Below are 11,192 nucleotides of genomic sequence, written 5' to 3' on the forward strand. Positions count from 1 at the left end.
CGGCGTGTACCGCGCGACGGCGAAGCTCTTCCTGGGCAGCTGCGGGCAGGGACCGCGCGTCGCGAGGCGTCATCCACCCAATCTACTGCTGGATCCCTACTAATGCAAACTATTTATCGTCCGGAGTAATAAGAGGCGGGATGAGGTAGGTATTGGGTGATCGGAGGGTGTCGCGCGGCTCGATCGGCTCGATCACGGCCACTTGCGGCAGTTGGTGCCGGAGCCAGGTCGTCTTATCGCGCAGGACTCCCGCCGGGTATCGCGCCGATGCCGAGTACGGCCGAGGGGCGCCCTCTGATCCACGCGGACCCGAAGACGGCTTGGAATCGTTCCGTCGTACCCGGCAGGAAGATGTGCGGCGGGAGACTCGCGCGGCGTGATGCATCCGGGTGCGCGGAGCACGCGAGGCTCACGCCGGGGTGGGGAGACCCCGGACGGAGGGCGGCAGGCCGTATCGGCGCCCGGAGGAGGAGGCTCGCCGCCCCCGCGGAGGAGACGGACGGCAGTGTATCGCCGGCCGGCTCCGGAGCGGCCCGCACGTACGGAATCCCCCCGATCCCGCGTAAGAAGAGGACCGGGAAAGAACACCCGCCGCGGGGCCCGATCCTTGCTTTTCGCGTGCGCCGACCCGCGACCCCCACGAGGAGCTCGATGCCGAAGACCGAACCGCGCACCCCGCTTCCCCCCCGGCTGCGCAACCTGGCGCCCGAGGAGCAGAAGTCCGTGACCCACGGCGACTTCTGGATCCCCGAGGCGGAGCGCGACATCTACAAGCGCGCGCTGAACGCGCTGAACGAGGCGGGGGTGCCGTACGTGGTGGCGGGGGCGTACGCCATCTACGAGCACACCGGCATCTATCGCAAGACCAAGGACCTGGACCTGTTCTGCGAGCCGCAGGCCGTGGTTGCGGCCATGGAGACGCTGAAGAAGGTGGGCTTCACCGCCCGCCTGGAGCAGTCGCACTGGCTGGCCAAGGCGCTCGACGGGGACTACTTCATCGACATCATCTACGGCATGGGCAACGGCCTGGCGCTGATCGACCACGACTGGTACGCGCACAGCTCGCCCGCCATCCTGGCCGCAACGCAGGTGCGCGTTGCGCCGCCCGAGGAGCTGATCTGGCACCGGCTGTTCATCAATGAGCGGCACCGCCACGACATGGCCGACATCGCCCACCTGATCCTGGCCGGCGGCGACCGCATGGACTGGAAGCGGCTGGTGACCAAGACGGGCGACCACTGGCCGCTGCTGCTCTCGCAGGTGCAGATGTTCCGCTACGTCTATCCCGGCTACGCCAAGCAGGTGCCGGACTGGGTCGTGCGCGAGCTGCTGGACCGCGCGGAAGCCGTGTCGCAAGCCACGGAGCCGCCGGAGAGCGAGGCGAAGATCACGCGCGGAACCCTCATCTCGCGCTTCAGCTTCGCCATCGACGTGAACGAGTGGGGCTTCGGCGACATGCGCGAGCAGTACATCCGGGAGATGGAGGGCAGCGCCCCCATCCGTGCGCTGGAGGCGAGCGGCGTGTGGGACGAGCGCGCCACGGCACAGGACGACTCCGGCGTGCCCAAGGGGAGCGGTGTGCCGGGCGACGCGGAGCAGGCGGAAGAGGACTAGATGAGCGAGATCAAGCAGGCGCAGGGCGGCGAGCCCGTGAGCGAGCGCCGGTCCGGACGGCGCAAAGACGACCGGCAGCACAACGTGCGGATCGCCGCGGTGGGCGACTTCCACTGCGGCGAGGAGGACGTGGGCGCGTACCGCGAGCTCTTCGCCCGCGCCAACACCGAGGCCGACGTGCTGCTGCTCGCCGGCGACCTCACCCGCCGTGGCACCCCGGCCGAGATGCGCGTGGCGGTGGGCGAGCTGGCCGACGTGAAGATTCCCATCCTGGCCGTGCTGGGGAACCACGACCACGAGAGCGGCAACGTAGACCAGGTCTCTGCGATCCTCCGCGAGCGCGGCGTTCACCTGCTGGACGGCGAGCCGTTCGAGCTGGACGAGCACGTGGGCTTCGCGGGCGCCAAGGGCTACATGGGCGGCTTCGGCCGCTACACGCTCACGGCCTTCGGCGAGGCCGACACGAAGACTTTCGTGAACACCACGCTCGAGGAGACGCACCGCCTGGAGATGGGGCTGCGGCGCCTGTCCACGCCCATCCGCGTGGTGCTGCTGCACTACGCGCCGGTGGTGGACACGGTGATGGGCGAACCGGAGCAGATCTTCCCCTTCCTGGGCAACGACCGCCTCGCCGAGCCGCTGGACCGCTTCGGCGCCGACGTGGTGTTCCACGGCCACGCCCACCACGGCACCTTCCGCGGGCGCACGCCGGGCGGGGTGCCGGTGTTCAACGTGTCGCACGTGCTGGTGAAGAAGGAAGGCGCGCCCATGTACTTCCTCTACGAGATCCCGCTCCCGGAGCCGGCGGGCGATGCGGAGCCCCAGGAGCCCGCGCTGAACCTTGCGCCCTCGTCCTCCCGCGGCGGTTCCGCGGAGATCTCGTAGCCGTCCCGAGATGTGATGACGCAGATGAACAAAGGGCCCGGCGACTTCGCCCGGGCCCTTCGTTCGTCCAGCCGATGCGCTCCCGTCTCCCGCATCCCGATGAGCGCCGATCCCCCGCCGTCCGCCGCATCAGCGTCCGATCGGCAGATTCGATCACGCGATTCCGTCCGCCGAGGTTTCGCCCCCGAGTCGGGGGATGCGGTGCGGCCCCGAGCGCGTGAGCAGGCTACACGCTTCGCGGTCTGCGGCAGAAAGCGTGCAGCGCTTCGGCGAGCTCGACGCTGGTTGGCCGACGTGCCAACCGCCCGCGTCTTCGTGAGAGACGCGGGCGGGAAACGTTGGCTATTGCTCCAGCGCGGCGTCGAGCTGGATGTCCACGCCGGCTAGGGCCTTGGAGACGGGGCAGCCGAGCTTGGTGGCCTCGGCGGCCTTCTGGAAGGTGTCGGCGTCGATGCCGGGCACCACGGCGCGCACCTTCAGCTTCATGGTGGTGATCTTGAAGCCCTCGGCCACCTTCTCGACCGTGCAGGCGGCGTCGGTGCTCACGCGGGTGGCGGGGGTGCCGGCCTGCTCCAGGCCCACCGCCAGCGCCATGCTGTAGCACGCCGCCTCGGCCGCGGCCAGCAGCTCCTCGGGGTTGGTGCCACCCGCCTCGCCGAACCGCGACCCGAACGAGTACGAGCCGCTGATCACCCCGCTCGCTCCCTTGAAGCTCCCCTTCCCGCTCTGGAGCCCGCCCTCCCACTGTGCGCTCGCATTCCGTGTCGGCATCGCCGGATTCTCCCCTGAATGGTTGTTCGAACGTGTATCGCCCCGAGCCTCGGAACGCACGCGGCGCGGGGCGGCAACTACCGGGCCGCGCGCACGGACGCGCCCCGGAACGCGAGCAGCCGGCGCGGAAGGCTCCACGCCGGCTGCGTATCCTGTCGGCTCCACCCTTCAGCCTTCGGCGGGCGGGTCTGCGGGGGGGCGGGGGCGGCCGGACAGGTCGGCCAGCCACTGCGGCATGGGCACTCCGTCCTGCTTGTGCGCCTCGCGCAGCACGCCCAGCAGCTCCTGCACGGCGCCGCGGCGGGCGTCGCTGGGCAGGTCGTGCACCAGCGCGGTCAGCGCGTCGGTCGCCAGCTCGGTGCTCACCTCGGCGCTGGGCTTGCCACCCTCGCGCTCCCACCATTCGAACAGCTTGCGGCGGATGGCGGAGTACGGCATGGCTCCTTCCAGGAACTTGGAGAGGCCCGACGGGCTCATGCCCACGCGCCGTGCCATGAAGCGCAGCGAGGTCGCCTGGACCTGAACGGCCACGTTGCGGCGCAGGCGCTCCAGCGAGATGGGTTGGGGCGATTCGGTCATGGTGCAGCCTCCCCGGGCTTATGACGCGGCCGGATCTCCGCGTCGGGAAGTAGACAGCGTGAACGGAAGTCTACTCTGTCCACATTTCCCGCACAAGCCCTTGCGCGGCAAACCGGCGGCTCCCCTCGCACGCCGGCCGAGCCGGCTCCGCATCTCCACCATCTTACGATCCGGCGGTATGCACGCGGGCGCCGTCAGGTTCCGCGCGGCCGCCCGAAAGCTGCGCCCCTTCCTCTCCCGAACCACCGTCTTCTCGATGCTCCGAGCAGCCGGTGGACGGCAGATGAAACGTGGCGCGCCGGAGCTTCGGGAAGCTCCGGCGCGCATCCGCCGTCGAGCCGTCGGGCGGCCGTGGCTTACTTCTTCGCGTCCTTTTCCAGGTCGAGCGACGCGGAGTTCATGCAGTAGCGCAGGCCCGTGGGCGCGGGGCCGTCGTCGAACACGTGGCCCAGGTGCGCGTCGCAGCGGTTGCACAGCACCTCGGTTCGGCGCATGAAGTGGCTGTGGTCCGCCTCCTCGCGCACCGCGTTCGGCGCGAGCGCCTGGGTGAAGCTGGGCCAGCCGCAGCCGGCGTCGAACTTGGTGTCGCTGCTGAACAGCTCGGCGCCGCAGCCGGCGCAGCGGTACACGCCCTCGTCGGTGGTGTCCCAGTACTTGCCGGTGAAGGCGCGCTCGGTGCCCTTCTTCCGCATCACCGCGTACTGCTCCGGCGTGAGCTCGGCCTTCCACTCCGCGTCGCTCTTGGTGACCTTCTCCACGTGATCCCTCCGCGCTGGTGTCCCGGCACGCCCATCGTGCCACGCCGCCTGATACCCCCCTGCGCCGCCGGCGCTCCCTTCACGGCGCGGGCCGGTACGCCCGCCGCAGCAACGAGTAGACGAGCGTGTCGTTGAACACGCCATGCATGAAGTAGTTCTCGCGCAGGTGCCCCTCGCGCACGAATCCCAGCCGCTCCAGCGTGCGGATGGAACCCGCGTTCCCGGGGTCCACCTGCGCCTCCACGCTGTGCAGGCCCATCGCCGCGAACCCGAAGTCCAGCAGCGCCCGCACCGCCTCGGTCGCCAGGCCCTGGCGCCACATGGGCCGCGCGATGGCGTAGCCGATCTCGGCGCGGCGGTGGTCCGGCAGCCAGCGGTGGAAGGCGCACTTGCCGATCACGCGCCCGTCCCCGCGCAGCGTGACGCCCCAGTCCATGCCCGCTCGCCGCTCGAAGTTGTCGTCGATGCGCCGCACCAGGTCGTGCGCATCCTCGACCGTCGTGTACGCGGGCGAGCTCCAGAACCGGATCAGCTCCGGATCCGAGAAGATGCCGAACAGCGCCGGCGCGTCGGCGGGCGTGAGGCGGCGGAGCACGAGCCGCTCCGTCGCCAGCACGGGAAACGCCGCGAAGACGGCCGCGTGTGCGTCCGGGGGTTCGCCGGGGGCAAGGACAGGTTTCATGGGGATGATGCGATGGCAGGCGGGAGATGCGGATCGCCGCTGCCGCATCCCACGCGACCGGCGCATGACGATCTGCCGGCACGCTCCGTCAGCCCGCGGCTCGCGATGCGGGACGGGGGATGCGGATCAGCCTCGCGGCGAGCGGGAATGCGGCGAGCGACGCGAGCACCGCCGGGACGGCGACGGCGCCTATCGCTTCTCCCGCTCGCCCGAGCGGCCGGAAGACGCTCACCACGCCGGGTGCGAAGCGGGCCAGGGCGCCCGCGAAGAGCACGGTGAGGGCCAGCGCCAGGAGGGTCGCCGCAGCCATAGCGGCGGCGTGCGTGCGCGGCTCGCCGGGGCGGGTGCGGCCGGCGAAGGCGTGCAGCCATACCAGCCCCGCCGCGTACGCCGGGGTGGCGAGGAGCAGAGCCAGGAGGATGATGTCCCGCAACAGGATGGGCTCTTCCGCGAACATCGCCTCGGTCCGGGGGAGGGGCCGCTACTTCTTCTTCCGCGGCTTGGTCTTGGCGGCGCGCGCGACGGCGACGGACTTGTCCACCCACGGGCGCAGGCGGTCGGGATCCTCCAGCAGCTCCGCGGGCAGCTGGTAGTACTGCATGACGTGCGTGTCGTCTCCGAAAGGCATGAACGGGCCCATGCCCTCGGCCTCGAAGTCGCCGCGGTTGGTGTCGTCCACCTTAAAGTAGACGTCCTCGCCGGTCATCAGCGCGAAGAACAGCCCGTCGGCATAGATGCCCACGCCGCCGAACATGCTGCGCGCGGTGACGTGCGCCACGCGCCCCAGCTGCTCCAACACGAACTCTCGGAACTCCTTGCCGACTGCCATGTGTGCCGGTGGATTGGATACGGAAGATGCGGGGCCGCGGCGCCGCCGTTCAGACCATGCCTTCCAGCGCGCGGCTCAGATACGCGTCCACCCCGCCGCCGCCGGGCGTGAGCACGCACTCCACCCACGCGTCGCGCTCGAAGCCGATCACCTCCAGCTCCCACACGCACGGCATCAGCCCCGTCGCGGTGCGGTCCTCCATCTCCGCCATCTTCTCGCGAGAGCCGATGTGGATGCGAGCGGCGAGCATGTTCTCGCCGTGCCACCAGAACGTGAGCAGGTAGTCACCGTCCGCGCCCATGTGGAAGATGGCGAACCCGGCGGCGTGGTGCTCGAACCCGTCCGCGTGCGCGGCGATCCCGGCGAACGCAAGGCGGCGGACGGCGTCGAGCGTGGCGGGATCCGCCGCCTCCTCCCGCGCCGCGTGGGCGATGGTGTACGCCTTGACGCGCCACTCGCCCTCCGTCCACACGCCGTGGGACCGGACGAGGCGCGCCTCGTACGCGGCGGGCGCGAGCGCGGCGCTCATCCCTGCGCCACCACGCGCCCGCGGCGGGGACGTGCGACCAGCTCGCCTCCGCAGTTGGGGCAGACGCCGCGCATCCCCACCGTGCACGCCGGGCAGAAGGTGCACTCGTACGTGCAGATGTACGCCGCGCCGTCGGCCGCGAGCGGCGCGTGGCACCGCTCGCACTCCGCCCTCATCTCCAGCGCCATCGCCGGGCCTCCGGATGGGGCGAGGCTCAGCGGCGGGATGCACCGCGGCTCACGCGGAACGAGTCCACATGGATGTCGAGGTTGTGATTCAGGCGCAGGCCCGCCACGCCCGGCCCGAAGCCCGCCCCCACGGCCGCCACGCGCGTGCCGTTGACGACGAATCGCACCGAGTCCGCCGCCGTGCGGATCTCCACCGTGTTGGTGGCCCGGCCGTTGGCGTCGGCCTTGTGCACGGCGTCGCTGTCCGTCCAGTCGATCACGGTGTGCACCTCGGTCCCCGCGCGGTGCTTCACCAGGAACTTCCCGTCGCCGCGCACCACCAGGTACAGGTAGGTCTGGTTCGGCGCGTCCAGGTTCTGCCCGGCCGCGAAGACGCCGTACGCCTCGGGGTGCCGCGGCGCGCGCGTCTGGGTGAGCGTGGCGCGCACGGTGTACGGCGCGGACACGCGGTCCGTGGGCCGCCAGAAGATGGCCGCGGGGCCGCCGGTGAAGTGATAGCCCGAGCCCATGCGCGTGAACGTGAGGTCTGCCTGCTTGGCGTCTGCCCGGTCCAGGCGCAGGTGCCAGCCCGCGGGCAGCGGTGCGGCCGAGCGGGCGGCGACGTCGGGGTCGCCCTGGTGCTGCGCCGGCGTCTGGGCCGCGAGCGGAGCGGCGGCCAGGAGCGTGGCGGCGAGGAGGAGCTTGCGCATGGGTTGCCTTGTCGGTTGGACGGTGGGGGGAGGGGGACGACGGCTACGGCTTCTTGCCGGACGAGCTGGGGATATCCGCGCGACATTATGGACTGGAAGAACTCCGTGAGCTCCGGCATGTGCGCCTGCATCTGCTCCTGCCCGATCCGCATGGACTGCGCCGTCATCTCGGGAGTCGCGCCCGCGATCCTGCGGCCCAGGGGCGTGCGGTAGAAGGCGGCGAGCTGGTGCAGCTCGCTCTCGGTGAAGAGCTGGGCGTACATGCGGGCGTACCGCGGCTCCAGCTCGTTCCACGGCATCATCCGGCGCATGAACGCGGTCATCGAGTCCGACCGCGCCGTCCCCGCCGCTCCGGCGCCGTACATCTGCGAGAGCATCGTGGACTCCATGTTCTTCCGGAAGTTCTCCTCCATGTCCATGGCCTGCAGCACCTCGCGCGCGGCGGCGAGCTGGCTGGCCGTGGGCTCGGGCGCGGCGGACGCGTGTGTCTGCGCGCGGGCGGCGGCGGGGGCGGCGAGGAGCAGCAGGGCGAGCGCGATGCGTTTCATTCGGCTTTGCGGGGAGGAGGGCGGATCGATACAAGACGGAAGTGCGCGGACGATGATCGGGCCGGATCCCCGCCGCCCGCGGTGAGGAACGGCGGGCGGGCGGCGGGCCGAGGTGAGGCTACGGCTTCGTCGGAGGCGCGGGCGGCGAAGCGGGCCCCTCGCCCATCAACGAGCGGATGTAGTCCATGAACTCCGGCATGCGCGCGCTCAGCCGCTGCTCGCTCAGGGACATGGAGCGCGTGGCCATCTGCGGCGTGAGCCGGATCATCTTGCCGCCCACGGGGGTGCGGTAGAACGCCGCGAGCTGCCGCAGCTCGGCCTCGGTGAACATCTCCGTGTACATGCGCAGGAAGTCCGGCTTCAGCTCGCCCCACGGCACCATCCGGTGCACGTACGCGCGAATCGAGTCGGAGTGCGCGGCCAGCGCCGGCAGCGTCGCGATGCGGGGCATCATGCCCGCGTCCAACGACTTGTAGTACGTGTCCTCGGCGTTCATCGCCACCAGCAGGTCCTCGGCGGCGGCCATCTGCCCGGCCGTGGCGGTGGAGGGCGGCCCGGCGGCCGGGGCCGTCTGTGCCTGCATCGCCGCCGGAGCGGCCAGGAGCAGCAGGGGAAGGAGGATGCGCTTCATCGGGTGGTGCGTCGTGGGAGATGCCTCGCCCGCGGGCGCGGGCCGGGAACCCGCAATGTAGGCCGCGTGCGACGGACGGGAAAGCACGTCGTCGGGACGGCATCTGCGCCAGGAGGGCGATGTCGATCGATGCGGGCTCGGCAACCCTCGGCCGCCGCGCATCTACCGTCTCGTCCCTCCCACCGCGCGCCGGTCGTCCACCGCTCGCTCTGCACGGCATCAAAGGCGAGCGTTCGAGTTCCGGAGATACGGGGCCACCGAACCTCGCATCAGCCTTCGCCGTTGCCGTTCTCGCCGCCGGGGGCGCCGCGCCAGTCGACCTTGGGGTTCTCGTAGTAGATCTCGCGGGCCGGCACGTACACCAGCTCGCGCTCCGGCCAGCGCAGCGCGGCCAGGTAGCCGCCGAACACGCACCCGCCGTCGATGTCGATGGTGTTGTACGAGCGCAGCGGCTCCGGCACCGGCTCGTGGCCGTAGACGGCGAGCGGCTCGTCCTCGCCCGGCGTCCAGGTAGCCGTCCAGTCCAGCGCACGCTCCGCGACGCCGCGGGTGCCGACCACGCCGTAGATGAGCTGCGCCTCGGTGGCCTCGTCGTCGCGGCCGGTGCGGTCGCGCGGCAGGGCGGCGTGGAAGACGACGAGCTTGCCGTCGGCCAGGATGAGCGAGCGGGGCAGGCGCTCCAGGAAGTCGCGCACGCGGCCGCGGAACTCGGCGCCGGCGCGGTCCAGGTCGCGCAGCGTGTCGCCCAGGCCGCTGCGCACGTCCACGTGGTTGCCGCGCAGGTAGTGCAGCAGCTTCACGCAGTGGTTGCCCGGCACCGCCAGCGCCGAGCCGCGCGCGTGCATGGCCATCACCCGCCGGAACACGCCCGCGCTGCTGGGGCCGCGATCCGCGAAGTCGCCCACCATCACAGCGCGGCGACCCTGCGGGTGCACGCGCGCGCCCTCCGCGTCCGGGGGCGCGTAGCCCAGCTTGTCGAAGAGCGCGTCCAGCTCCTCCAGGCACCCGTGCACGTCGCCGATCACGTCGAAGGGCCCGGCGTACGGAAGCGGTGAGGGCAGCGACAGGCGAATCACCGGCAGCAGGTCCGTATCCACGTCGCCGAAGAAGACCACGCGGCCCCACCCCTCCGCGTTCCGCCCGCCGGAGTGCGCGGCGATGAAGTCGCGCACCTGTCCCACCTGCGCGCGCAGCTCGCGGCCGGACAGCGGCTTGCTGCCCGTGCGGTTGCGGTACTGCGCCAACTCCGCGGGGATGTGGAAGCACACCGCGACGGACGGGCGGTCCCACCGGCGGCACACCTCCAGGATGCGCTGCCGCACTACTGGTCGCAGGAATGTCCCGTCCAGCACCGTGGTCAGGCAGCGGCGGGCGCGCGACTCCAGGATCTGGAGCAGCACGTCGAACGCCTCGTCGCTGGCCGCGAAGTCCGTCCCCGACCCGGCCACGAGGCGGCGGAGCTGGTCCATGCACAGCGTCTGCGGGCCGCGGAAGTTGCGCCGCGCCCACTCCGTCTTCCCCGACCCCGCCGACCCCACCGTCACCACCACCGAGCCCGGGTCGATGCGGAGCACCCGGTCGGTGTAGATGTGCGGCTGCCCGATCTCGGTCATCTATCGAAAGCTCTTGCTCTGTCGTGACTTACCGTTACGGATACCTGCGGATGAGACCTGGCGCGCCCTGCGAAAGTTCCGGCAAGATGGAAAGCCGGCGTTCGGATGCGCAGTCCCGCGCACTCAGAACCCGCCGTGGTCGGCCTCTTCCGCGGCCCTGCGCTCCCGCCGGCGGATGGCGACCGCGTTGAGGCGCCGGTCTTCGTCCGTCTCCAGGATGAGGCGGGGGACGGGCGTGGGGCGGCCGTTCAGCTTGTCCAGCGCGACGAATGTCACGAAGCACCGGTTGGTCTGCCGCCGCTTGCCCGTCGTCAGGTCCTCCGCCTCCACCGTCACCATGATGTCCATCGACGTGCGCCCCACGTGCACGATGCGTCCGTGCGCCTCCACGTACTCGCCGGCGTAGATGGGCTCGCGGAACTCCACCCGGTCGAAGCTCACCGTGACCACCGGCGTGCGCGAGTGCCGCCGCGCCACCACGCCGCCGCACTTGTCCACCAGCGCCAGGATCTCGCCGCCGAACACGTTGCCGTGGTGGTTCAGCTGGTCCGGCATCATGCTTTCGGAGAGCACCGTCAGGGAATCGCGCGGCGTCTTGCCCGCGGGCGCGGAGGTCTCGTTCTCGTCCATCGTCGCACGGAGATGTGAAGGCTGCGGTCGCGGCGCGCGGGGACGCCGGCTCAGGCGCGGGAAGATAGCGGGAACGTGCGGCGTGGAAAGCCACCCGGCAGACGAAAGTGTAGTCTTGATATAGAAATGTCCGGGTTGGTTGATATAGAAATGTCCTCCTTCGGGACAGGTTCGCCCACACTGGAGTGGAAACCTGCGACGGAGCGAGGAGATGCTAAAGATGAGCACGCGAGATCGGGATCGACT

At 70.8% G+C, this 11,192-nt stretch carries 15 protein-coding genes; 3 read left to right on the forward strand and 12 right to left on the reverse strand.

What is annotated here, in order from left to right:
- Nucleotides 1-651: 651 nt before the first annotated feature.
- Entirely contained in the window at nucleotides 652-1,614 is a 963-nt protein-coding gene (locus tag VFE05_09555) for a hypothetical protein (protein ID HET6230301.1), read from the forward strand.
- Nucleotides 1,615-2,499, forward strand: coding sequence for a metallophosphoesterase (locus VFE05_09560; GenBank protein ID HET6230302.1), 885 nt, complete (start codon nucleotides 1,615-1,617; stop codon nucleotides 2,497-2,499).
- 342 nt (nucleotides 2,500-2,841) lie between these two features.
- Here the strand turns inward: VFE05_09560 and VFE05_09565 are convergent, their stop codons facing one another.
- From VFE05_09565 to VFE05_09605, 9 genes are all read right to left on the reverse strand, one after another.
- On the reverse strand, nucleotides 2,842-3,270 hold the full coding sequence (locus VFE05_09565; GenBank protein ID HET6230303.1) for an OsmC family peroxiredoxin: 429 nt from the start codon (nucleotides 3,268-3,270) through the stop codon (nucleotides 2,842-2,844).
- Between the two features lie 168 nt (nucleotides 3,271-3,438).
- Nucleotides 3,439-3,849, reverse strand: a complete 411-nt coding sequence (locus tag VFE05_09570; GenBank protein ID HET6230304.1) for a hypothetical protein — start codon at nucleotides 3,847-3,849, stop codon at nucleotides 3,439-3,441.
- Between the two features lie 356 nt (nucleotides 3,850-4,205).
- Complete coding sequence (gene msrB, locus VFE05_09575; GenBank protein ID HET6230305.1) at nucleotides 4,206-4,607, reverse strand: peptide-methionine (R)-S-oxide reductase MsrB; 402 nt, start codon at nucleotides 4,605-4,607, stop codon at nucleotides 4,206-4,208.
- A 79-nt stretch (nucleotides 4,608-4,686) separates the two neighbouring features.
- Nucleotides 4,687-5,289, reverse strand: coding sequence for a GNAT family N-acetyltransferase (locus VFE05_09580; GenBank protein HET6230306.1), 603 nt, complete (start codon nucleotides 5,287-5,289; stop codon nucleotides 4,687-4,689).
- A gap of 88 nt (nucleotides 5,290-5,377) precedes the next feature.
- Complete coding sequence (locus tag VFE05_09585) at nucleotides 5,378-5,746, reverse strand: hypothetical protein (protein HET6230307.1); 369 nt, start codon at nucleotides 5,744-5,746, stop codon at nucleotides 5,378-5,380.
- Between the two features lie 24 nt (nucleotides 5,747-5,770).
- Nucleotides 5,771-6,088, reverse strand: coding sequence for a TfoX/Sxy family protein (locus VFE05_09590; GenBank protein HET6230308.1), 318 nt, complete (start codon nucleotides 6,086-6,088; stop codon nucleotides 5,771-5,773).
- 79 nt (nucleotides 6,089-6,167) lie between these two features.
- Nucleotides 6,168-6,647 carry a hypothetical protein gene (locus VFE05_09595; protein HET6230309.1) on the reverse strand — a complete coding sequence of 160 codons (480 nt, stop codon included), beginning with the start codon at nucleotides 6,645-6,647 and terminating at the stop codon, nucleotides 6,168-6,170.
- Nucleotides 6,644-6,835, reverse strand: coding sequence for a DUF1272 domain-containing protein (locus VFE05_09600; protein ID HET6230310.1), 192 nt, complete (start codon nucleotides 6,833-6,835; stop codon nucleotides 6,644-6,646). Before VFE05_09600 ends, VFE05_09595 begins: the two co-directional genes overlap by 4 nt.
- Before the next feature lie 26 nt (nucleotides 6,836-6,861).
- Nucleotides 6,862-7,524, reverse strand: a complete 663-nt coding sequence (locus tag VFE05_09605; GenBank protein HET6230311.1) for a hypothetical protein — start codon at nucleotides 7,522-7,524, stop codon at nucleotides 6,862-6,864.
- 243 nt (nucleotides 7,525-7,767) lie between these two features.
- Here VFE05_09605 and VFE05_09610 point away from each other — a divergent pair, with 243 nt between their 5' ends.
- Nucleotides 7,768-8,157, forward strand: coding sequence for a hypothetical protein (locus VFE05_09610; GenBank protein HET6230312.1), 390 nt, complete (start codon nucleotides 7,768-7,770; stop codon nucleotides 8,155-8,157).
- A gap of 33 nt (nucleotides 8,158-8,190) precedes the next feature.
- On the opposite strand, the gene VFE05_09615 is transcribed toward VFE05_09610, so the two are convergent.
- The 3 genes from VFE05_09615 to VFE05_09625 all read right to left on the reverse strand — a co-directional run bounded on the left by VFE05_09615 (nucleotide 8,191) and on the right by VFE05_09625 (nucleotide 10,946).
- Nucleotides 8,191-8,703, reverse strand: coding sequence for a DUF2059 domain-containing protein (locus tag VFE05_09615; GenBank protein ID HET6230313.1), 513 nt, complete (start codon nucleotides 8,701-8,703; stop codon nucleotides 8,191-8,193).
- 269 nt (nucleotides 8,704-8,972) lie between these two features.
- Nucleotides 8,973-10,316: an AAA family ATPase gene (locus tag VFE05_09620; GenBank protein HET6230314.1), complete on the reverse strand. Its 1,344-nt coding sequence runs from the start codon at nucleotides 10,314-10,316 to the stop codon at nucleotides 8,973-8,975.
- 123 nt (nucleotides 10,317-10,439) lie between these two features.
- Nucleotides 10,440-10,946 carry an acyl-CoA thioesterase gene (locus tag VFE05_09625; protein ID HET6230315.1) on the reverse strand — a complete coding sequence of 169 codons (507 nt, stop codon included), beginning with the start codon at nucleotides 10,944-10,946 and terminating at the stop codon, nucleotides 10,440-10,442.
- Nucleotides 10,947-11,192 lie beyond the last annotated feature (246 nt).

Source organism: Longimicrobiaceae bacterium, from assembly GCA_035696245.1.
Classification (GTDB): Bacteria; Gemmatimonadota; Gemmatimonadetes; order Longimicrobiales; family Longimicrobiaceae; genus DASRQW01.